The organism is Acidiphilium sp. 20-67-58, assembly GCF_002255515.1.
Classification (GTDB): domain Bacteria; phylum Pseudomonadota; class Alphaproteobacteria; order Acetobacterales; family Acetobacteraceae; genus Acidiphilium.
In genome coordinates this window covers 1-20919 of the sequence record NZ_NCAS01000011.1, presented here as the reverse complement: position 1 = coordinate 20919, position 20919 = coordinate 1, and the positions used below count along the sequence as shown (strand labels likewise).

Here is a 20919-nt window from a genome sequence, read left to right as displayed (position 1 = left end):
GGCGGTGCCGGCGAAGGCCATGATGAGGGCCGGAAGCGCCAGCCCGGCGCGGATTTTGGCGATGCGTGTCACGTGATCAGAACCTCGTACCAAAGGAAACGCGGAATTGCTCGATCTGGTCGTATTTGTATTTCTTGATCGGCTGGGCATAGGACAGGTCGATGAGCCCGAACGGCGTGTTCCACGCCACGCCGAGACCGGCCGAGATGCGCGGCGCCGCATTGTCGTAAACGCCGAGCGTGGTGCCGTTCACCGTGATCGGCGACACCCCGGAGAGGCTGCCGATATCGGCGAAGGCGAAGCCGGTCACGCCGAGATCGGGGCTGACCGGCAGCGGGAAGTGCAGCACCGTGTCCTGCGTCCAGATGAAATTGCCGCCGATGCTGTCGCCATATTGCGTGTCATGCGGCCCGGCGCCGCCGGTCTGGAAGCCGAGCATGCTGTCGCCGCCAAGGAAGAAGCGGTCCGCCAGCGTCGTGCGGTAGCCCTCGATGCCGAGAATCTTGCCGACATGCCCGTCGAACTCTAGCACCCAGGCCTTGTCGCCGAGCAGGCGTTCGAGCGGGATGTAATAGGCGCCGCGCGCCTCCAGCCGGACATATTTCGCGGTTCCGCCCAGCCCCGCGAAATCGCCCGACAGCGACAGGATCTCGCCGCTGGAGGGATCGATGCGGTTGTTGCGGTAGTCGAAGGTCAGCGTCGAGCCGAGCTGCGAGAGCGTGGTCTTGCCCTGCTCGCTCAGGATGTAGAGGCTCGCGGTCGAGGCGATGTTGTAGATGTCGCGCGTGCTCAGCGTATAGGTGAAGGCCTGGCTGACATGGTCGTTGTAGCGGAAGCCCACCCGCACGTCGCCGCCGAGCGAGCGCTCGCTGAACACGTAGGCGGTCGAGTTGTAGGTATCGGTGCGGAACAGGTCGAAGCCGGCGATCAGGTTGCGGCCGAGGAAATACGGGTTGGTGACGCCGAGATTGAACTGCGTGCCCTTCTGCGCCAGCAGCGCCGAGATCGAGGTGCTGATGCCGGTGCCGAGGAAATTGTCCTGGCTCAGCCCGATATTCGCCAGCGCGCCGAGATCGGTCGAATAGCCGCCGCCGAGCGAGAACTGCCCGGTCGCCTGCTCGTCGACATTGACGTCGAGATTGACGCGATCCTGCGTGGTCGTCGGCGCGGTCGAGATCCTGACCCCGTCCTGCTTCTTGAAATAGCCGAGATTCTCGAGGTTCTGCTTCGACTGGTCGACCGCGTCCTGATTATACGCATCGCCCGGCGCCAGCTCGACCTGGCGGCGGATCACCTCGTCCTCGGTGCGGGTATTGCCGCTGATCACCACGTCGTTGACATAGACCTTCGGCCCCTCGACGACGCGGAAGGTGAGATCCACCTTGTGCGTCGCGTGGTCCTCGTGAACGTCCGGCACCACCTGGGCGAAGGCGAAGCCGCGATTCTGCGCCGCCTTCGAGATCGCCTTCACCGCGGTCTGGATCGCATCGCCGTCGAACAGGTCACCCTTCTCGATCGGCACCAGCGCGCGCAGCGACGCTGCGGGCAGGTTGGCGACGCTGCTCTCCACCTTCACCCCGCCGATGTGATAGCGCGGCCCCTCGTTCATCACGAAGGTCAGGAAGAACGATTTGCGGTCCGGTGCGAGCTGGGCGGTGGCGCTCTGCACCTTGAAGTCGGCATAGCCGTGATGGAAATAGAACCGGCTGAGCAGCGCCTCGTCGTATTTCACCCGCTCGGGGTTGTATTCATCGGCGCTGGAGAGGAAGCGGAACCACGCGTCCTCGCGGCTGGAGATCACCTCGCGCAGCCGCGTCTGGCCATAGGCGTGGTTGCCGACGAAATCGATCCGGCTGATCAGCGTCTCCGCGCCGTCATGGCAACGGAACACCACGTTCACCCGGTTTTCCGGCAGCTTGACGATCTCGGGCGTGACGGTGGCGCCGTAATGCCCCTGCTTGCCGTAGAGATCGAGGATCGCCCTGGTGTCCGCCGCCGCCGCCGCGCGGGTGAACACCGCGCCGGGCTTGAGCGAGATCGCCTTCGAGAGCTTGTCGTCCTTCAGCACCGAATTGCCGCGGAAGAACACCTGGTTGACCACCGGGTTCTCCTGCACGTCCACCACCAGCGTGTCGCCCTCGCGGGTGAGCGAGACCGAGCTGAACAGGCCGGTGGCGTAGAGCGTCTTCAGGCTGAGATCCATCCGCCGCTGGCTGAACTGGTCGCCCGGGCGCAGCAGGATATAGGAGAGAACGGTATTGGCATCGATGCGCTGGTTGCCGCGCACCCGGATCGAGGCGATGCGCCCGCCGCTCGCCGTGGCCGCAGCCGGGGCAGGGGTCGCCGCCCGCGCCGCGGGTGCGAGGAACACCGGCGCGAGGCACGCCGTGGTCATCAGAGCCAATCGCAGTCGCCGCAAGGACTGTCTCCCCATCACACGATGTCACCCAACCGGATCCGGGCCAGTCCCGCATCCGCACAGACAAGCGGCCTAGCCGCAACCGCCCCGCGCCGCAAGGGCAGCCCGGCCTAGCGCCCGGTCCAGCGCGCCTCGATCACCCGTGCTCCGGGCGGGATCGGCGTCGCCGCCACCTGCCTGTCCTCGCTCCGGCGGATCGCGTGCAGCAGCACGAACAGCACCGCCGTGTTCAGCATCCCCGGCGGAATCCACTGGATGATGCCGCCCAGCATCTGGTCCTTCATCGGCGAGATCGTGGGATAGAGCCGGCCGCACAGATCGTAGAAATTGTAGAGCCCGGTCTGGGTCAGCGCGATATAGGACGACACCGCGATCTGCGGAAACATCGGCAGGAAGCCCGCCGCCATCCGCGTCAGGTAGGAATACCCCGCCTCCGCCCGCGGCCGCGGATCGAGCACCACCAGCCAGAACAGCAGCCCCGCCGCGATCATCGAGACATTCATGACCGCATAGAGCGGCGGGTTGATCATCGAGGCGAAATTGACCCGCGGGATCAGCCACACATCCGTCGTCGCCAGCCACACCACGATGGCGACCGGCGGAAACCGCAGCACCCGCAGCACGACCCGTCCCGCGCCGCGCTCGAACAGCCGGATCAGCCCGGCCGGCACCCCGGCGGCCAGCACGTCGCGCGGCCAGGAAAACGCGATCAGGAACGGGGCGAACACACCGAACGTCGCCTGCTGCACGCGGTTGAGGAAGAACATGTGCTGGGCGGCATATTCGAAGCGCGTCTGGCCGACGAAATAGATCGCCGCCACCCCGGCATAGAAGGCGATGATGCGCCAGCGCGCCGGCCGCGCCGCGCTCCGCGCGAGCCCGCGCCCATACCAGAACGCCGCCAGCAGCGGCCCGGCGAAGATCGCCGCGTTGAAAATATAGGGCGCGAGATAGGGCAGCACAGCGGGGACCAGCCGGCTCGCGAGGTCGAGGACGGCGCCGAGCACGGCGATGGCGATCAGCCCGCGCGCGTCGGTGCGGTCGAATTCATGCCGGGACGTGTTCATGCGCCGGGTATGGCCTCAGATCGGCACCCCGGCAAGCGCCTTGCTGGTGCGGATGGTTTGCAGCGTCTGCACGCGCGTCACGTTGGGGGCGGCGGTCAGCCGCTCGGTGAGCTGGTTCTCGTGCGCCGTATCCCGCGCGACCAGGCGGAGGAGAAAATCGTCGCCGCCGCGGATCATGTGGCACTCGCGCACCTCCTCCCAGCCGCCGACCATCGCCTCGAACGCGTCCAGCACCGCCTGGCGCTGGCTGTCCAGCCCGACGATGGCGAACAGCTCGATCTGCCAGCCGAGCTTCTGCGCGTCGGTCTCGGCGTGATAGCCGCGGATCAGCCCGGCCTCCTCCAGCCGGCGCACCCGGCGCAGGCAGGGCGGCGGCGAAATTCCGGCGCGGCTCGCCAGCTCCACATTGGTCATCCGCCCGTCCGCCTGCAATTCGGCGATGATCCGGCGGTCGATATCGTCGATCGGCGTGGCCTCGGCGAGGCGCGGCGAGGACGGGGAGGCCGGGGTTGACGGCATGGGTTTTCACCGCTCGGAAAGAGTTGATCGCGTGACAGATATAGTCCGGTCATATAATTGCATAACCTCAGGGTGTGAATGCGGCGCGGAAAGCTGGAAAACCCGCCGCCGCACCCTTAATTCCGCATCAGAGGTGCAACAAATGGCGGATCAGGCCACGATCGAGACGAAACTGCTGATCATCGGCGCCGGCCCGGCCGGCTACACGGCGGGGATCTACGCCGCGCGGGCGAATCTCGCCCCGGTGATCGTCGCCGGTCTGCAGCCCGGCGGCCAGCTGACCATCACCACCGATGTCGAGAATTATCCGGGCTTCGCCGATGTCATCCAGGGCCCCTGGCTGATGGAGCAGATGCGCGCCCAGGCCGAGCATGTCGGCACCCGCATCGAATACGACATCATCACCGAGATCGATCTCGCCGCCCGGCCCTTCACCGCGCGCGGCGATTCCGGCACGCTCTACCGCGCCGAGGCGGTGGTCATCGCCACTGGCGCGCAGGCCCGCTGGCTCGGCCTGCCCTCCGAACAGCAATACCAGGGTGCCGGCGTCTCCGCCTGTGCGACGTGCGACGGCTTCTTCTATCGCGGCCGCGAGGTCGCCGTGGTCGGCGGCGGCAATACCGCGGTCGAGGAAGCGCTCTACCTGACCAACCACGCGACCAAGGTGACACTGATCCACCGCCGCGATTCGCTGCGCGCCGAGAAAATCCTCCAGGACCGGCTGTTCGCCCACCCGAAGATCGAGGTGATCTGGGATCACACGGTCGAGGAAATCACCGGCGAAGGCAGCCCCGCCGTCGTCACCGGCGCGCGGCTGCGCAACGTGAAAACCGGCGTCGAACGCAGCATCGCGGTTGACGGCGTGTTCATCGCCATCGGGCATGATCCGGCCACGTCGCTCTTCCGCGGCAAGATCGAGATGGACGACGAAGGCTATATCCGCACCATCCCCGGCACGGCGCAGACCTCGGTTCCCGGCGTCTTCGCCGCCGGCGACGTGCAGGACCGCACCTACCGCCAGGCCGTCACCGCCGCCGGCACCGGCTGCATGGCGGCGCTCGAGGCGGAGAAATTCCTTGCGCACCACGCGCAAATCGAACAACAGGCTGCTTGAGACAATATAAAATACGGCCCATTGCCGGGCCGGGAAAGGGAAGCTGACCGTGACAGGCAATCACATGGACTGGGACAAGTTGCGCGTGTTTCACGCGGTGGCCGAGGCGGGCAGCTTCACCCATGCGGGCGACGTGCTGAACCTCTCGCAATCCGCCGTCTCGCGGCAGATCTCGGCGCTTGAAGAGGCGCTGGCGGTGCCGCTGTTCCACCGCCACGCCCGCGGGCTGATCCTCACCGAGCAGGGCGAGCAGCTCAACCGCACGGTGCGCGACGTCTTCGCCAAGCTCGCCATGACCGAGGCGCTGCTGGCCGAGAGCAAGGAACGCCCGGCCGGCCGGCTGAAGGTGACGACGACGCACAGTTTCGGCGTGGTCTGGCTCGCCCCCCGGCTGCGCGCCTTCCTCAAGCAATACCCCGATGTCAGCATCTCGCTCCTGCTCGACGATGTCGATCTCGACCTCGCGATGCGCGAGGCGGATGTCGCGATCCGCATGCACCCGCCCCGCCAGCCCGACCTCGTGCAGCGCAGCCTCGGTGAAATCCGCTGGCAGATCTTCGCCTCCGAGGATTACCTGCGCGAGGCCGGCAAGACGCCCGAGCGGCCCGAGGATCTCGACGATCATCGCCTGATCCTGTTCGGCGACCGCAAGCCGCCGGTGGCCGATGTCAACTGGATCGCCAGCATCGGCCGGCCGGACGGCGCCGCCCCGCGCACCGGCGCGCTCGAGGTCAACTCGCTGCAAGCCATGCTGATCGCCATTCGCAGCGGCATCGGCATCGGCGCCGTGCCGGACTACCTGACCGAGGATACCACCGGCATGGTCCGCCTGCTGCCCGAGGTGAAGGCGCCGAAGATCGACATGTATTTCGTCTATCCCGAGGAATTGCGGAACTCGAAGCGCGTCTCCGTCTTCCGCGACTTCCTGGTGACCGAGATCGGCCGCCGCTGAGCCTGTAGCCGCCGGAGGATGATGGTTCCGCGCCGGTCGGCGGCCGCGCGCTGGGCGCTGCTCGCTGCGGTCACGGCGGCGTCCGCCGTGCCGCTCGCCGCGATCGGCGTGCCCTCCGCGGCCCTGTTCGCGGCCCTTTTCGTCGCCACCGCCCTCGCACTGGCGGGATACGCGCCGGAGGGCGTGCCGCGCAGCGCCTCGCTCGCCGCACAGGCCGTGCTCGGCGTCGTCATCGGCGCGCTGGTGAGCGGGCCGACCCTGCGCGCCCTCGCCGCCCATGCGGTCCCGGTCGTTCTCGTCACCTTCGCGACGCTGCTGGTCTCGATCGGCGCCGGCCTGCTGATGGGCCTGCGCCGCGATGTCGATCCCACCACCGGCGCGCTGGCGCTGACCACCGGCGGCGCCTCGGCCATCGTGGCGCTGGCGGCCGAACTCGGCGCCGACATCCGCATGGTCGCTGTGGTGCAATATCTGCGCGTCGGCCTCGTCACCGCGATCATGCCGCTGGTCGCCGCCTTCGTCTTTCACGTCGGCGGCATGACCGCCGCCGACCACTTATCTCATGTCGGCGGCCATTTTTCTCACGGCAGCGCCATGGCCGCCGCCGTGCCCCCGGCCGGGCTGAAGGGGCTCGTCCTTGTCGGCCTCGCCGCCCCGCTCGGCCTGCTGCTCGCGCGCCTGACCCGGATGCCGGCCGGCCCGCTGCTCGGCCCGCTGATCGTCGCCGCGGCGATCACCCTGACCGGCCGCACCGGCGATGCCGGCGTGCCCGCGCCGATCGTCGATCTCGCCTATGCCGCGATCGGCTGGCAGGCCGGGGTGCGCTTCACCCGCGCCCGCCTCGCCGAAATCGGCCGCGCCTTGCCGACCGCGCTCGGCCTCATCCTGCTGGTCAACGTGATCTGCGCCGGGCTCGGCGCGCTGCTCGCCGATCTCGCCGGGGCCACCCCGTTCGAGGGCTACCTCGCCACCCTGCCCGGCGGCATCTACGCCGCCCTGGCGATGGCGATCGCCGCGCGGACCGACGTCACCTTCGTCCTCGCCGTCCATGTGCTGCGGGTGCTGCTGGTGATGTTCACCATGCCGCTCTTCGCCCGCCTGCTCCGCCGCCGCGCCGCCCGGCCGCGCTGATCATCGCCGCTGATCACTCCGCTGCCGCCGGCAGTCGCGGTGCGGCGGCGGGCGGCGCGATGAAGGCGGCCTCGCGCTCCGCCCAGCGCGCCCCCACGGCGGCGAGGCTGCGCGCCTTCACGTGACCGAAGCCGCGGATCTCGGCGGGGAGGGCGGCCAGCGCCAGGGCGGCGGCGAAATTCCCCTCATCCAGCGCGGCGCCGATGCGGCGCAGCGTCGCCTCGTAGCGCCCGATCAGCGCCCGCTCGCCCCGCCGCTCGGCGCTGTGGCCGAACGGGTCGAGCACCGTGCCGCGCAACACCTTGAGCGGCGCCAGCGCGGCCATCGCCTTGAGCATCCAGGGGCCGTATTCGCGCTTTTGCGGCAGGCCGGTCGCCTGGTCGCGCCGCGCCAGCAGCGGCGGGGCGAGATGCAGGCGGATATCCCGCGTGTCGGTGAAGTTGCGCGCCAGCTCGGCGCGGAAGGCGGGGAGGGCGTAGAGCCGCGCCACCTCGTATTCGTCCTTGTAGGCCATCAGCCGGTGCAGCGTGCGCGCCGCCGTTTCGGCCAGCGTGGTCGAGCCCGGCCGCACCGCCTGCTCCGCCGCGCGCACCGCCTCCACCGCCTCGGCGAAGCGGGCGGCGTAGCGCCGGTCCTGATAGGCGACGAGATCGTCGCGCAACATCCCGAACAGCGCGTCGAACCCCCCCGGTTCCGCTCCCGGCGCGGCGCCCGGCTCCGCTCCCGGCTCCGCCACCGTGCCGGGATCATGCGCCGCCGCGCGGCCCCAGGCGAAGGCGGCGAGATTGAGCCCGACCGCCTGCCCGTTCATCTCCACCGCCCGCGCGATCGCCGCCCGGCTCACCGGCACCAGCCCGCGCTGCCAGGCATAGCCGAGCAGGAACAGGTTGGTCGCGATCGCGTCGCCCATCAGCGCGGTGGCGATCGCGGTCGCCTCGATCGTGTCGAGATGCGCCTCGCCCACCCGCCGCGACAGGCTCTGCCGCAGCCGCGCCATCGGCAGCGAGAAGGCGGGGTTGCGGGTGAACTCCCCGGTGATCGTCTCGTGCAGGTTGACCACCGCGCGCGTCTTGTCGCCCAGGCAGTCGAGCGTCTCCCGCTCGGCGGCGACCAGCGCGTCGCAGCCGAGCAGCAGGTCGGCCCGACCCGCCGGCACCCGCAGCGCCTGCGCCGCCCCGGCCGCCGCGCCGAAGCGCAGATGCGAGACCACGGCGCCGCCTTTCTGCGCGAGGCCGAGCACATCGACCACCGAAACCTGCGTCCCGTCGAGATGCGCCGCCATGCCGAGCAGCGCGCCGATCGTCACCACCCCGGTGCCGCCGATCCCGGCCACCACCATGTCCCATTCCGCGGGCGGCAGCGTGGGCTCGGGCAGATCATCCGGCGGGGCGGCGCGCGTCGCCTCCGGCTTTTTCAGCCCGCCGCCATGAACGGTGACGAAGCTCGGGCAGAACCCCTCGACGCAGGAGAAATCCTTGTTGCAGGCGGATTGGTCGATCGCCCGCTTCCGCCCGAACGGGGTTTCCACCGGCACCACGGCGATGCAGTTCGACACAAGCGAGCAATCGCCGCACCCCTCGCAGACGCGCTTGTTGATGAAGGCGCGCTTCGCCGGGTCCGCCATCGTGCCGCGCTTGCGGCGGCGGCGCTTCTCGGTCGCGCAGGTCTGGTCGTAGACGATCGCGGTGACACCTTGGATTTCGCGGATCGCGCGCTGGATCGCGTCCAGCTCGCGGCGATGCGATACGACAACGCCCGGCGCGAGATCGCGCACCTCTCGATATTTTTCCGGCTCGTCGGTCACCACCTCGATCCGCTTCACCCCCTCGGCGGCCAGTTCGCGGGTGATCTGCGGCACGCTGAGCGGCCCGTCGACATGCTGGCCGCCGGTCATCGCCACCGCGTCGTTGAACAGCACGCGATAGGTGATGTTCACCCCGGCGGCGATGGCGGCGCGGATCGCGAGCAGGCCGGAATGGTGATAGGTGCCATCGCCGATATTGGCGAAGACGTGCGGCTCGGCGGTGAACGGCGCCTGACCGATCCAGGCCGCGCCCTCGCCGCCCATGTGCGAATAGGCATCGGTCGCGCGGTCCATCCAGGTCGCCATGAAATGACAGCCGATCCCCGCCATCGCGCGCGAGCCCTCGGGCACCCTGGTGCTGGTGTTGTGCGGGCAGCCGGCGCAGAAATGCGGCACCCGGTGCGCGCCGAAATCGAGCGCGTGCCCGGCCTCGATCGTCGCGGCGAGCCGCGCCAGCGCCGCCTCCCGCGCCGCATCCGGCACGATCCGCTGCGCCCGCCGGCCCAGCCCGAGCGTGACATCGGCGGCGGCAAGATCGCTTTCGGCGCGGAACAGCGTGGCCCCGGTCTCGTCGCGCTTGCCGACGATGCGCGGCGCGTCGGTCATCCCGTACAGGATCGCCCGCAACTGGTCCTCGATCACCGGCGCCTTTTCCTCTACGACGACGATCTCCTCCAGCCCGCGCGCGAAGTCCCGCACGATCCCGGGCTCGACCGGCCAGGTCATGCCGAGCTTGAGCACGCGGGCGAAGCCGAGCCCGAGATCGGCCCGCGCCTGCTCGACATCGAGGAACGATTTCCCGGCGGTGACGATGCCGAGCCGCGCGCCGGGGGCGGGTTCGACGATGCGGTTGATCCGGTTGGCGGCAACGAACTCGATCAGCGCCGGCCGGCGCAGGCCGAGCACCCGCGCCTCCTGCGCCAGCACCGGCTCATGCAGCCGCATCGCGACGCTCTCGGGGTCGATGTCGGGCAGGATGATCGGGACATCGAGGCCGGTTTCGACCGAGGCGGTGCAGTCGATGATCTCCTCGACCGTCTTGAACCCGACATAAAGCCCTGCATGGCGCGAGGCCGCCCAGCCATACAGCCCGAGTTCGAGGATCTCCGCCACCGAGCTTGGCGCCAGCACCGGCACGCCGGCGGCGATCAGCGCCGGCTCGCTCTGATGCGCGATGGTGGAGGATTTCGCCGCATGATCGTCGCCCGCCACCACCAGCACGCCGCCGTGGCGCGTGGTGCCGGCGTAATTGGCGTGCTTGAGCGCGTCGCCCGAGCGATCCACCCCCGGCCCCTTGCCGTACCACATGGCGAACACGCCCTGCCGCGTGGCGCCGGGAAACAGCGGGACCATCTGCGTGCCCCAGATCGCCGTCATCGCCAGGTCCTCGTTGACGCCGGGGCGAAACACGATGCCCTCCGCCGCCAGCACCGCTTCGGCGGCGTGGGCCTGGATGTCCACCGCGCCGAGTGGCGAGCCGCGATAGCCGGAGAGAAACCCCGCGGTGTCCAGCCCGGACGCCGCATCGCGCCGGCGCTGGGTCAGCAGCAGGCGGATCAGCGCCTGGGTTCCGGTCAGGATCACCCGTCCGGCGCCTTGCCGGTAGCGGATGTCGAGCATGGTGTCGGCGGATTTCATGCGGAATTTTCCCCCGCCCGGCTGTTGCCGCCGGGCTTTTTCTCCGCCCCGGATCATGCGCCGCGTGGCCGGAATTTGCGAGCAAAATCAGGTTTTTGTCAGGATCGTAACAGTTTGCCGATCGCTGCGCGCAGCAGCCTCCTGCGGCAATCCCGCTCCCCTCGCGCCGCGGCGGCCACGAAATTTTATTGCGCGGACCGCGCTGCCTGACCGATGTCGCGGCGCATCATCACGAAAAGGTGAAACGCCGCTTTGATCCGATCCTGAGGGATCGGATGATGCTCTAATGCCCGATCGGCGCCGGCTCGGGCTCGGACTCGGGTGCGGCCTCGGCCGTGTCGGTCCCCTCGGTCGCCACCGTCTCGCGCAGCGGCGTGTCCTCCACCCGCAATGCCGCGACCAGCCCGAGCAGCGCGAAGCCGGATGCGACCAGGAAAGCGTCGTGGAACGCCACCGGCAGGGCGGGGTTCGCCGCCATGGTCTGGGCCGCGTGGCCGGACGTGTCGATCCGCCCGCCGAGGCGCAGCAGCAGCACCGCCCCGGCGATGGTCGCGCCGAACGCGCCGCCCATCGCGCGCAGCAGCAGCAGCGTCGCCGTCGCCGCGCCGACATCGTGCCGGCTCGCCGCGTTCTGCACGGCGACGAGGTTGGACGGCAGCACGAAGCCGATCCCGAGCCCCATGACGAAGCAGTTGAACACGACGAGGCCGAGCGGCGTTGCCCGCGGCAGCAGGCCGAGCAGCAGGAACCCGGCGGTGCCGACCGCGAGCCCGCCGGCCAGCAGGCTGCGCGTCCGCCCGGTATGCCGCGCCACCTGCCCGGCGGCATAGGCGCCGATCGTGCTCGCGATCATGAACGGCATGATGTCCCAGCCGGATTGCGCGGCATTGGCGTGGTAGACCAGCTGGAAGAACAGCGGCAGCAGGAAGATCGCCGAGAACATCGCCAGCGCGGTGAGAAACCCGACGGCGACGAGCTGCACGAACGAGGCATTGCCGAACAGCCGCATCGGCAGCAGCGGCACGGCGGCCCGCGCCTCCCACCGCCAGAGCGCGGCGATCAGCGCCGCCCCGCCGAGGAACACCCCGACCACCGGCAGCGACAGCCACGGATAGGTCCGACCGCCCCATGAAAGGCCGATCAGGAAGGCGGTAACGGCGCCGGTTAGCAGCGCCGCCCCCTCGTAATCGATCCGCCCGCCGCGCGGCATCGTGCGCAGCTGGCGCAGCCCGATCTGGCTCAGCACCAGTGCGGCGAGGCCGAGCGGCACGTTGAACCAGAAGATCCACTGCCACGAGAGATGATCCGTCACCCAGCCGCCGACCACCGGCCCCGCGGTCGAGGCGACGCCCCATGTCCCCGCCATGTAGGCCTGGTACTTGCCGCGCTCGCGCGGGCTGACCACGTCGGCGATCGCCGCCTGCGCGATCGCCATCAGCCCGCCGCCGCCCACCCCCTGCAAGGCCCGCCCGGCGATCAGCCAGGGCAGCGTCTGTGCCGTGGCGCAGACGCAGGAGGCCAGCACGAACAGCGCGATCGAGGGGATCAGCGTCTGCCGCCGGCCGAACTGGTCTGACAGGCGGCCATACAGCGGCGTCGTCGCCGTCGAGGTCAGCAGATAGGCCGTCACCACCCAGGAGAGATGCGCGAAGCCGTGCAGCCCCGCCGCCATCGCCGGCACCGCCGGGATCACCACCGTCTGGTCGATCGCCGCCAGCAGGATGCACAGGATGATGCCGGAAATGACCTGAAGCCGTTGCCTGTGCGTATATTCCATGGTTCCGCGATGCTCGCGCCCGCTCGGGGTGAGGAGGACAGCGCGCCAGATTGCCCGCGCCGCCGCCGCCGCACAACCGTGCTGCCGCGCCGCTCCGGCGCTGGGGCAGCAACCCTGCCATGCAACCGCCCGTGGCATTTGCAACGCGCCGTGGCAGCGCTTACCCTATTGGGCAATATCGTGATCAGGGAAAGTCACCGCCCCATGCCCCTCAGCCATGCCGAGCCCCGGCAACTGCTCCATCTGCGCGACATCGCGATCCGCGGCTTCCTCCGTGCCGACGGCCTTGTCGACATCGAAGCGCATCTGAAAGACACCAAGACCTACAGTTTCGGCAATCACGACCGCGGCCGGATCAATGCCGGCGAGGCGCTGCACGGCATGGGCCTGCGCGTGACGCTGGACGACAAGCTGACCGTCGTCCGCGCCGAGGCGACGATGGACGACACGCCACACGCGATCTGCCCCGGCGTTGCGCCCAATTTCGCCGCACTGGTCGGGCTGACCATCGGCAAGGGCTTCCTCAAGGGGGCGATGGAGCGCGTCGGCGGCACCGCCGGCTGCACCCATCTGCGCGAGCTGCTCCAGCAGGTCGCGACCACCGCGATCCAGACCATGTTCTCCATCCGCGCCCACAAGGCCGCGCGCGAGGGCGGCACCACCGAAGACCGCTGGGACATCCCGACCGCGCTGCTCAATTCCTGCCACGCCTATAACGAACAGGGCCCGCTGGTCGCCAAGATCCGCGCCCGGGCGGAAGAGCGCCAGCGCGAGGCCGAGGCGGCGTCGGCGGCGGAATAGCTCGATGCACGCTGTCATCTTCGAGGTCAGGCCGAAGGATGGCAGGCTGGACGAGTATTTCGGCCATGCCCGCCTGCTGCGCCCCGAGCTTGAAGCGATCGACGGCTTCATCGAGAACATCCGCTATCGCAGCCTGACCCGGCCGGGCGTGCTGCTCTCGGTTTCGCTCTGGCGCGACGAGGCGGCGCTGATCGCCTGGCGCCGCCACACCCTGCACCACCGCGCCCAGGCCGAGGCGCGGCGCGCGCTGTTCGCGGAGTATCGCCTGCGCGTCGGCGTGCTGGCCGATGACGGCGCGCATGTCTCCCTCCTCACCGCGCGGCGCGAGGGGGCTGCGGACATGGCGCCGGAGGGTCTCGCCCGCGACCTCGGGCTCGACCCCGCGATGCCTGGCCTCCTCGGCTGGGACGTGTTCGAGGCGGTCCTCACCCCCGGCGATGTCTTGCTCCTCCGCAGTGGAACGGTAGATGGTGCGGGCGAGGGGGCGTCGCACCGGCTGGTGCGCGTCATCCGCGACTACGGCATGACCGACCGGCGCGAGGCGCCGCAATCTTTCCCCGACGAAACCGGCGCGGCCTGACGACAGGGCAGGGAAGGGAAGGGGAATCAGACCCCGAATTTCGCCCGCACCGCCGCCTGCTGCTCGGCCGTCAGCAGCCGCGGGTTGAGCCCACGGGTGAGCAGATGAAGCTTCGCGGTTTCCTCAAGCTCCTCCATCGCGAACACCGCCGCCTGGAGCGACGTGCCGGCGACGACCGGGCCGTGATTGGCCAGCAGCACGGCGCTGTGCTTGCCGGCGAGCCCGCGAATGGCATCGCCCACCGCCGGATCGCCCGGCACATGGAACGGCACCAGCGCGACCTTGCCGACGCGCATCATCACATAGGGGGTCAGCGGCGGCAGCGCCTCCGCCGGGTCGATCTCCGGCAGCAGCGAGAGGGCGACGGCATGGGTCGAGTGCAGATGCACCACCGCGCCCGCGTCCGGCCTGGTGTCATACAGCGCGTCGTGCAGCGGGATTTCCTTGGTCGGCCTGTCGCCCGAAACCAGCCGCCGGTTGGCGTCGAGCCGGGCGATGCGCGCGGGGTCGAGAAAGCCGAGCGAGGCGTCGGTCGGCGTGCAGAGCCAGCCGCCATCCTCCAGCCGCACGCTGATATTGCCCGAGGAGCCGGGCGTCAGCCCCCGCTCGAACAGCGACCGGCCGAAGCGGCAGATCGCCTCGCGCAGCGCGCTCTCGCTCATTCCGCCCGCTTCACCCCGTTGGCCTCGGCGATGAAATCGGCCAGCATCGGCACGAAATCGTCGCCCCGCCCGGCGCCCACCGCCTGGGCATAGGAATTGCGAACGGCGGCGGCGAGCGGGTTGGCCGCGCCCTGCGCCACCGCGAAGGCGTTGAGATAGGCGGTGTCCTTCAGCGCGTTGTTCAGCGTGAACTTGTGGGCGTTGCGGTCGCGCCCGACCACGTATTGCATGAAGGTCTGGTAGAAGCCGCAATCCATCCGCCCGCCGGCGATCACGCTGTGGAAGGTCTCGGCCGAAAGCCCGGCCTTGGCGCCGAGCATCAGCGCCTCGGCATAGAGCGCGCCATAGCCCATCGAGAGGAAATTGTTCAGCAGCTTCATCGTGTGGCCGGTGCCGGTCTGCCCGGTATGGATCACGCGCTGGGCGAAGGTGTCGATCACCGGGCGCACGCGGGCGATATCCTCCGCCGCCCCGCCGATCATCACGTCGAGCGTGCCCTCCCAGGCATCCTTCGGCGTGCGGCCGAGCGGCGCGTCGAGCAGGGTGATGTTGCGCGCGGCAAGGCTCTCGGCGAGCGGCACGGTGACAGAGGGGTCCGAGGTCGAGCAATCGACGATGATGAGCTTCCTGCCGGCGGCGGCGAGGCCGTTTTCCCCCTCGGTCACGGCGCGCACCTGCGGGCTGCCGGTGACGCAGAGGAACACGATGTCGGCGGTTTCGGCGATCTCGCGCGGGCTCTTCGCCTCCTTCGCCCCCCGGCCGATCAGATCCTCGACCGGCGCGCGGTTGCGATGCGCCATCACCGTGAGCGCGTAACCGGCCTCGACGATGTTCTTCGCCATGCCGTGGCCCATGAAGCCGACGCCGATGAAGCCGATGGAGGGTTTTGATCCGCTGGCCGACATGAAGGTTTCTCCCGCAGGTTCGTTCGTCTGCTAGAGCATCATCCGATCAGATGGAATCATCTGATCGGATAAAGATGCTCCAATTATCAATAAGACAGAGCACGCCATCCGATCCGGATGGATCGGAACGTGCTCTATGTATAGGAGCCGGGTCGTGGTAGCGCAACCACTGTTTGACAGCGCTACCATCTTGCGCCGCGCGCCGATCTCCGCGATAGTCGTTTCATGGCAAGGGCGCGCGCGGGCGGCGCAATGGCAGAACGAGCGCGAACGGCGACGGACGCGGAAGCCGCGCCCCCCCGCCGCATCCGGCGCGGCCGCGGCGCGGTCACCCTGGCCGAGGTCGCCGCCGGCGCCGGCGTCGCCCCCATCACCGTCTCCCGCGCGATCAACAACCCCGCCTCGGTCTCCGATGCCCTGCGCAGCCGGATCGAACAGGCGGTCGAAGCGCTCGGCTACGTGCCCAACCGCATGGCCGGCGCGCTCGCCTCGGCGCGCACCCGCGTCATCCCCGTCATCGTGCCCTCGCTCGCCAATGTCGTCTTCGTCGAGGTGATCGAGGGCATCCAGGAAACCCTGGAGGCCGAGGGCTACCAGATGCTGCTCGGCAGCACCGGCTACGATCTCGCGACCGAGGCGGCGCTGGCCACCACCCTGCTCGGCTGGGCCCCGCCGGGCATGCTCGTCGCCGGGCTGCGGCACGACAAGCGCACCACCGCCCTGCTGCGCCATGCCGGCATCCCCATCGTCGAGTTCATGGAAACCGGCCGCGCGCCGATCGACATGAATGTCGGCCTCTCGCATGTCCGCGCCGGGGCGGCGATGGCCGCCCACCTGCTCGCCCGCGGCTACCGGCGGATCGGCTTCGTCGGCCTGCGCATGCACGACGATTACCGCGCCCGCCAGCGTTATGACGGCCTGCGCCGCCGCCTCGCCGGCCAGGCCGCAATCACCCTGTTCGACCGCGCGGGCACGGAAGGCCAAAGCGGCGGCCAAAGCGGCGGCCAGCAGGCCGGGTGGGACGCGCTGCCCGAGCTGCTCGCCATCGCCCCCGCGCTCGACGCGCTGTTCTTCGCCAATGACGAAATGGCCGTCGGCGCCCTGCTGCGCGCCCGGCGCGACGGGATCGACATTCCCGGCCGCATCGCCATCGCCGGTTTCAACGGCCTGCCGATCGCGGCGCTGACCACGCCATCGCTCACCACCATCGTCTCGCCCCGCCGCCAGATCGGCCGCGAGGCCGCCGCCATGCTTCTCGCCCGCATCTCCGGGCGGGAGCCGACCACCCGCCGCCTCGATGTCGGTTTCACGCTCGAGGCCGGCGGCAGCACATGAGCCTCAGGAGAACGGCATGACCACAGCTTCAGCGGACGGGCGGCGATGAGCGCGGGGACGGGCAGGGCGGCCGCCGTGATCGGCCTCGGCTCGATGGGTGCGGGCATGGCCGCCGCCCTGCTGCGCGCCGGATTTTCGCTCCGCGGGTTCGACGTCGTGCCGGCGAATCTCGACCGCCTCGCCGCCGCCGGCGGTGCGCCGGCCGCCTCGCCCGAGGCCGCCGCGCGCGGGGCGGAGATCGTCGTCAGCGTCGTCGTCAACGCCGAGCAGACCGAGGCGGTGCTGTTCGGCGCGGCCGGCTGTGCCGCGGCGATGGCGCCGGGTTCGGTCTTCATCTCCTGTGCGACGATGGCGCCGGAGGCCGTCCGCGCCCTCGCCGCCCGGCTGGAGGCGATGGGCGTGCATTATCTCGACGCGCCGATCAGCGGCGGCACCGCCCGCGCGGCGGAGGGCAAGCTCACCATCATGGCCTCGGGGAGCGAAGCCGCCTTCGCCGCCGCCCGCCCCGCGCTCGACGCGATGGCCGCCACGATCCACGAACTCGGCGACGCCCCGGGCATCGGCGCCGGCTTCAAGATGGTCAACCAGCTCCTTGCCGGCGTGCATATCGCCGCCGCCTGCGAGGCCATCGCCTTCGCCGCCTCGATGGGGCTCGATCTCGCCCGCGTCTACGAGGTCATCACCGGTTCCGCCGGCAATAGCTGGATGTTCGAGAACCGCGTGCCCCATATTCTCGACGCCGATTACGCGCCGCGCAGCGCGGTCGACATCTTCACCAAGGATCTCGGCATCGTGCTCGACATGGCGCGGCGAGGCCGGATGCCGGTGCCGATGGCCTCCGAGGCGCTGCAACTCTTCCTGATGACCGCCGCCGCCGGCATGGGGCGGGACGACGATGCCTCCGTCGCCCGGCTCTTCGCCCGCATCGCGCCGATCTCGCTGCCCGAACCGACCTGATCCCGACCGTCCTGACGCCACACGCCTGACTCCACACGCCTGATCCGGAGGGCCCCATGCCCCGCTTCGCCGCCAATCTCTCGATGATGTTCAACGAGGTTCCCTTCCTCGACCGTTTCGCCGCCGCCGCCGATGCGGGGTTCGACGCCGTGGAGTTCCTCTTCCCCTACGATCACCAGCCGGAAGAGATCGGCGCCCGCCTCGCGCGGCACGGGCTGACCCAGGCGCTGTTCAACCTGCCGCCCGGCGACTGGGCCGGCGGCGAGCGCGGCCTCGCCGCCTTGCCCGGCCGCGAGGAGGAACTCGCCGCCGGCACCGCCCGCGCGCTCGAATACGCGGCGGCGACGGGTGTGACCCGCCTGCACCTGATGGCCGGGCTCGCCGATCCGGCCGACCCCGCCGCGCGCTCAAGCTATCGCGACGCCGTCCGCCGCACCGCCGAAACCCTCGCCCATCACGGCATCGACCTGCTGCTGGAGCCGATCAACGGCCGCGACATGCCGGGCTATTTCCTCAACGATGTCGATGCCGCCGCCGCGTTCATCGCCGGGCTCGGCCTGGGCAATGTTCGTCTGCAATTCGACATCTATCACTGCCAGATCATCCATGGCGACGTGACGATGCGGCTGCGCCGGCTGATCCGCCAGGTGGGCCACGTGCAGATCGCCTCGGTCCCCTCGCGCCACGAGCCGGATGGCGAGGAGCTGAATTATCCATTCCTGTTCGACGAGCTGGACCGCCTCGGCTATGCCGGCATCGTCGGCTGCGAATACCGCCCGCGCGGCCGCACCGAGGACGGCCTCGAATGGTTTGCCGGGCGCGGCCGATGAGCCTGCGCCCCGCCCTTGTTTGCCGGGCGCGGCCGATGAGCCCGCGCCCCGCCACGTTCGCCGGGCGCGGCCGATGAGCCTGCGCCTCGCCTGCATCGCCGATGACTATACCGGCGCCTCCGACCTCGCGAACACGCTGAGCCGCAACGGCCTGCGCACGGTGCAGACCATCGGCATCCCCGCCGACGGCCTTGCCCTGCCGGAGATCGACGCCATCGTCGTCGCCTTCAAGATCCGCTCCGTCCCGGCGCGGGAGGCCGTCGCCGCCGCCCTCGCCGCCGCCGAATACTGCACGGCCCGGGGTGCTGAGCATGTGATGTACAAGATCTGCTCGACCTTCGATTCGACCGACGAGGGCAATATCGGCCCGGTGACCGAGGCGCTGGCGGCGCGCGCCGGCGGCCACTGCGTGCCGGTCTGCCCGGCCTTTCCCGAAACCGGCCGCACCGTCTACCAGGGGCATCTCTTCGTCGGCGCCGTCCCGCTCGCCGAAAGCCCGCTCAAGGACCACCCGCTCAACCCGATGCGGGATTCCAACCTCGTCCGCGTGCTCGCCCGCCAGTCATCCCGCAAGGTCGGCCTCGCGCCGTTCGATCTCGTCGAGCAAGGGGAGGCGGCGATCGCGGCCGCGCTCGATGCGGCGTCGGGCGAGGGCAGGGCGGCCTGCATCGTCGATGCCATCGCCGAGCGCCATCTCCTCGCCCTGGGCAAGGCGGCGCTGCGCCGCCCGGTCTCGACCGGCGCGTCCGGCCTCGGCCTCGGCCTCGCCCGCGCCATCGCGGGCCCTGCCGCCGCTGCCGCCGCCCCCGATTTCTCCGCGCCGGCGGGGCCTGCCGCGATCATCGCCGGCAGCTGCTCGGCGGCGACGCTCGGCCAGATCGCCGCGGTGGAGGGGCGGATGCCGGTCCGCCATCTCGACGCCGCCGCCCTTCTCGCCGGCGACATGTCCGCCGCCCTCGCCTGGGCCGGCGCGCATCTCGGCGCCGGCCCCGTCCTGCTCGCCAGCTCCGCCACGCCGGAGGCGGTCGCGGCGCTGAAATCCGCCCATGGTGCTGCGATCGGCGCGCGGATCGAGGCCGCCCTCGCCACCCTCGCCGTGGGACTTGCCGAACGCGGCGTGCGCCGCCTGATCGTCGCCGGCGGCGAAACCTCGGGCGCGATCGTCGACCGCCTCGGCATCCCCGCCTTCGAGATCGGCGCCGAAATCGCCCCCGGCGTGCCGCTGCTGCGCAGCATCGAGTCCGCCCCCCGCCTCTTCGCCCTCAAATCCGGCAATTTCGGCGGCCCGGACTTTTTCCCCCGCGCCCTCGCCGCGATGGGAGTTGCGCCCGCGCCCGGTGCAGACTAAATCTCGCCTAGCGCCATGCGGGTATGATGTAATGGTAGCCTGTCAGCTTCCCAAGCTGAACGCGCGGGTTCGATTCCCGCTACCCGCTCCAGCCTCCATTCGTTGGTTGCATTGACGTCCCGTCAATCTTCACGCAGGTGAGACAGGGCGCGCGTCCGGTTATGCCGGATTGCGCGCGTATCTCGCGGGGGTCATGAGATCATGGGCATTCCAGCATACGACGCTCTCATGCAGCCGGTTCTCCAGCATTGCGCCGGGCGGGTCTGGTCGATGCGCGACCTGATCGAGCGCATCTCGGATGATCTTGGCCTGAGCGCGGCCGAGCGGGCGGAGCAAATTCCAAGCGGCGGCGTTACGATCATCGCCAGCCGCGTCCATTGGGCCAAGACCTATCTGAAGCAGGCAGGCCTCGTCGAACAACCGAAGCGTGGACTGGTGACCATTTCAGCCAAGGGACGCGCATTGCTCGACCGTCCGGATGGGCAGCCGGTCACGCTCGACATGTTGCGGGCAGACCCGGTGTTCCAAGCTTTCCTCGCGCGGACAAAGCCTCGCAAATCCGGGCGAAGTGGCGATGCTGATTCTCCCGATGCTCAATTTCCGGCGGTCTCGCCGGTATCCGAAACGCCGGAGGAACTGATCGAGCAGGCCGCCGGAACGCTTGCCGAGGCGCTGCGCGAAAGCCTCTTGGCGCGCATCCTCGAAGCGACACCGTCGTTTTTCGAGCGCATGATCATCGATCTACTCCTCAAAATGGGGTACCGCGGCTCGCGTCTCGAGGCCGGCGAACAACTCGGCCGTTCGGGAGATGGCGGGGTCGATGGGGTCATCCGGGAGGATCGACTCGGGCTCGACCGCATCTACCTTCAGGCCAAGCGCTACCAGCCGGGGAACACCATCGGCAGTGAAATGGTTCAGGCGTTTCTCGGTGCGCTGGTCAATTACGGTGCCCAGAAGGGTGTGCTGATCACCACGTCGGGCTGGGCTATGGCTGAAAATAGGTGATGAGGTTTGAGAAGGCGGCGTATCGTGGCGGGTGTCCAAGCCTGCCAGAACCTCCCTGAGGAGCGATACGCCTAT

17 protein-coding genes and 1 tRNA gene are annotated in these 20919 nt (G+C 69.6%); 11 read left to right on the top strand and 7 right to left on the bottom strand.

Annotated elements, in window-relative coordinates; all coding sequences use genetic code 11:
• Positions 1–76: 76 nt before the first annotated feature.
• The 3 genes from bamA to B7Z76_RS05655 form a co-directional block, all read right to left on the bottom strand.
• Complete coding sequence (bamA, locus tag B7Z76_RS05665; protein ID WP_174504841.1) at positions 77–2395, bottom strand: outer membrane protein assembly factor BamA; 2319 nt, start codon at positions 2393–2395, stop codon at positions 77–79.
• A 134-nt stretch (positions 2396–2529) separates the two neighbouring features.
• Positions 2530–3486 carry a cytochrome c oxidase assembly protein gene (locus tag B7Z76_RS05660; protein WP_236656340.1) on the bottom strand — a complete coding sequence of 319 codons (957 nt, stop codon included), beginning with the start codon at positions 3484–3486 and terminating at the stop codon, positions 2530–2532.
• Positions 3487–3501: 15 nt separating this feature from the next.
• On the bottom strand, positions 3502–4005 hold the full coding sequence (locus B7Z76_RS05655; protein ID WP_174503503.1) for an Lrp/AsnC family transcriptional regulator: 504 nt from the start codon (positions 4003–4005) through the stop codon (positions 3502–3504).
• 142 nt (positions 4006–4147) lie between these two features.
• Between B7Z76_RS05655 and trxB the strand changes: the two genes are divergently transcribed.
• The 3 genes from trxB (at position 4148) to B7Z76_RS05640 (ending at position 7202) form a co-directional block, all read left to right on the top strand.
• Positions 4148–5119, top strand: a complete 972-nt coding sequence (gene trxB, locus B7Z76_RS05650) for a thioredoxin-disulfide reductase (RefSeq protein WP_174503502.1) — start codon at positions 4148–4150, stop codon at positions 5117–5119.
• A gap of 64 nt (positions 5120–5183) precedes the next feature.
• Positions 5184–6071: a LysR family transcriptional regulator gene (locus B7Z76_RS05645; RefSeq protein WP_291342877.1), complete on the top strand. Its 888-nt coding sequence runs from the start codon at positions 5184–5186 to the stop codon at positions 6069–6071.
• An 18-nt stretch (positions 6072–6089) separates the two neighbouring features.
• Positions 6090–7202, top strand: coding sequence for an AbrB family transcriptional regulator (locus B7Z76_RS05640; protein WP_174503501.1), 1113 nt, complete (start codon positions 6090–6092; stop codon positions 7200–7202).
• A gap of 13 nt (positions 7203–7215) precedes the next feature.
• On the opposite strand, the gene B7Z76_RS05635 is transcribed toward B7Z76_RS05640, so the two are convergent.
• Positions 7216–10644, bottom strand: a complete 3429-nt coding sequence (locus B7Z76_RS05635; RefSeq protein ID WP_291342689.1) for an indolepyruvate ferredoxin oxidoreductase family protein — start codon at positions 10642–10644, stop codon at positions 7216–7218.
• A gap of 283 nt (positions 10645–10927) precedes the next feature.
• Positions 10928–12421 (bottom strand): MDR family MFS transporter, encoded by a 1494-nt coding sequence (locus tag B7Z76_RS05630; RefSeq protein WP_291342687.1) that lies wholly within the window; start codon positions 12419–12421, stop codon positions 10928–10930.
• A 204-nt stretch (positions 12422–12625) separates the two neighbouring features.
• On the opposite strand from B7Z76_RS05630, the gene B7Z76_RS05625 reads away from it, so the two are divergent.
• Both B7Z76_RS05625 and B7Z76_RS05620 read left to right on the top strand, forming a co-directional pair.
• Positions 12626–13222 (top strand): DUF2889 domain-containing protein, encoded by a 597-nt coding sequence (locus tag B7Z76_RS05625; RefSeq protein ID WP_174503498.1) that lies wholly within the window; start codon positions 12626–12628, stop codon positions 13220–13222.
• Positions 13223–13226: 4 nt separating this feature from the next.
• On the top strand, positions 13227–13802 hold the full coding sequence (locus tag B7Z76_RS05620; protein ID WP_291342685.1) for an antibiotic biosynthesis monooxygenase: 576 nt from the start codon (positions 13227–13229) through the stop codon (positions 13800–13802).
• Positions 13803–13828: 26 nt separating this feature from the next.
• Here B7Z76_RS05620 and B7Z76_RS05615 read toward each other — a convergent pair whose 3' ends face one another.
• A complete protein-coding gene (locus tag B7Z76_RS05615) occupies positions 13829–14464 on the bottom strand; it encodes an aldolase (RefSeq protein ID WP_291342683.1) in 636 nt (211 codons plus the stop codon).
• A complete protein-coding gene (locus B7Z76_RS05610) occupies positions 14461–15369 on the bottom strand; it encodes an NAD(P)-dependent oxidoreductase (RefSeq protein ID WP_291342681.1) in 909 nt (302 codons plus the stop codon). The genes B7Z76_RS05615 and B7Z76_RS05610 overlap by 4 nt, the downstream gene beginning before the upstream one ends.
• Positions 15370–15594: 225 nt before the next feature.
• On the opposite strand from B7Z76_RS05610, the gene B7Z76_RS05605 reads away from it, so the two are divergent.
• From B7Z76_RS05605 to B7Z76_RS05580, 6 genes are all read left to right on the top strand, one after another.
• Positions 15595–16704, top strand: a complete 1110-nt coding sequence (locus tag B7Z76_RS05605; RefSeq protein ID WP_291342679.1) for a LacI family DNA-binding transcriptional regulator — start codon at positions 15595–15597, stop codon at positions 16702–16704.
• Between the two features lie 45 nt (positions 16705–16749).
• Positions 16750–17661: an L-threonate dehydrogenase gene (gene ltnD / locus B7Z76_RS05600; RefSeq protein WP_174503493.1), complete on the top strand. Its 912-nt coding sequence runs from the start codon at positions 16750–16752 to the stop codon at positions 17659–17661.
• 56 nt (positions 17662–17717) lie between these two features.
• Entirely contained in the window at positions 17718–18491 is a 774-nt protein-coding gene (gene otnI / locus B7Z76_RS05595) for a 2-oxo-tetronate isomerase (RefSeq protein ID WP_174503492.1), read from the top strand.
• Positions 18492–18564: 73 nt separating this feature from the next.
• Entirely contained in the window at positions 18565–19839 is a 1275-nt protein-coding gene (gene otnK, locus B7Z76_RS05590; protein ID WP_291342675.1) for a 3-oxo-tetronate kinase, read from the top strand.
• Positions 19840–19856: 17 nt separating this feature from the next.
• Positions 19857–19930, top strand: a tRNA-Gly gene (locus B7Z76_RS05585).
• A gap of 110 nt (positions 19931–20040) precedes the next feature.
• The gene (locus B7Z76_RS05580) at positions 20041–20844 is read left to right on the top strand and encodes a restriction endonuclease (RefSeq protein ID WP_366925307.1); all 804 of its coding nucleotides are present in this window, start codon (positions 20041–20043) and stop codon (positions 20842–20844) included.
• The last annotated feature ends 75 nt before the right edge of the window (positions 20845–20919 follow it).

What these genes read in the sequence shown, in the direction of transcription:
- bamA (WP_174504841.1), bottom strand. Translation starts at nt 2,395, where the DNA reads ATGACCACGGCGTGCCTCGCGCCGGTGTTCCTCGCACCCGCGGCGCGG.
- B7Z76_RS05660 (WP_236656340.1), bottom strand. Translation starts at nt 3,486, where the DNA reads ATGAACACGTCCCGGCATGAATTCGACCGCACCGACGCGCGCGGGCTG.
- B7Z76_RS05655 (WP_174503503.1), bottom strand. Translation starts at nt 4,005, where the DNA reads ATGCCGTCAACCCCGGCCTCCCCGTCCTCGCCGCGCCTCGCCGAGGCC.
- trxB (WP_174503502.1), top strand. Translation starts at nt 4,148, where the DNA reads ATGGCGGATCAGGCCACGATCGAGACGAAACTGCTGATCATCGGCGCC.
- B7Z76_RS05645 (WP_291342877.1), top strand. Translation starts at nt 5,184, where the DNA reads ATGGACTGGGACAAGTTGCGCGTGTTTCACGCGGTGGCCGAGGCGGGC.
- B7Z76_RS05640 (WP_174503501.1), top strand. Translation starts at nt 6,090, where the DNA reads ATGATGGTTCCGCGCCGGTCGGCGGCCGCGCGCTGGGCGCTGCTCGCT.
- B7Z76_RS05635 (WP_291342689.1), bottom strand. Translation starts at nt 10,644, where the DNA reads ATGAAATCCGCCGACACCATGCTCGACATCCGCTACCGGCAAGGCGCC.
- B7Z76_RS05630 (WP_291342687.1), bottom strand. Translation starts at nt 12,421, where the DNA reads ATGGAATATACGCACAGGCAACGGCTTCAGGTCATTTCCGGCATCATC.
- B7Z76_RS05625 (WP_174503498.1), top strand. Translation starts at nt 12,626, where the DNA reads ATGCCCCTCAGCCATGCCGAGCCCCGGCAACTGCTCCATCTGCGCGAC.
- B7Z76_RS05620 (WP_291342685.1), top strand. Translation starts at nt 13,227, where the DNA reads ATGCACGCTGTCATCTTCGAGGTCAGGCCGAAGGATGGCAGGCTGGAC.
- B7Z76_RS05615 (WP_291342683.1), bottom strand. Translation starts at nt 14,464, where the DNA reads ATGAGCGAGAGCGCGCTGCGCGAGGCGATCTGCCGCTTCGGCCGGTCG.
- B7Z76_RS05610 (WP_291342681.1), bottom strand. Translation starts at nt 15,369, where the DNA reads ATGTCGGCCAGCGGATCAAAACCCTCCATCGGCTTCATCGGCGTCGGC.
- B7Z76_RS05605 (WP_291342679.1), top strand. Translation starts at nt 15,595, where the DNA reads ATGGCAAGGGCGCGCGCGGGCGGCGCAATGGCAGAACGAGCGCGAACG.
- ltnD (WP_174503493.1), top strand. Translation starts at nt 16,750, where the DNA reads ATGAGCGCGGGGACGGGCAGGGCGGCCGCCGTGATCGGCCTCGGCTCG.
- otnI (WP_174503492.1), top strand. Translation starts at nt 17,718, where the DNA reads ATGCCCCGCTTCGCCGCCAATCTCTCGATGATGTTCAACGAGGTTCCC.
- otnK (WP_291342675.1), top strand. Translation starts at nt 18,565, where the DNA reads ATGAGCCTGCGCCTCGCCTGCATCGCCGATGACTATACCGGCGCCTCC.
- B7Z76_RS05580 (WP_366925307.1), top strand. Translation starts at nt 20,041, where the DNA reads ATGGGCATTCCAGCATACGACGCTCTCATGCAGCCGGTTCTCCAGCAT.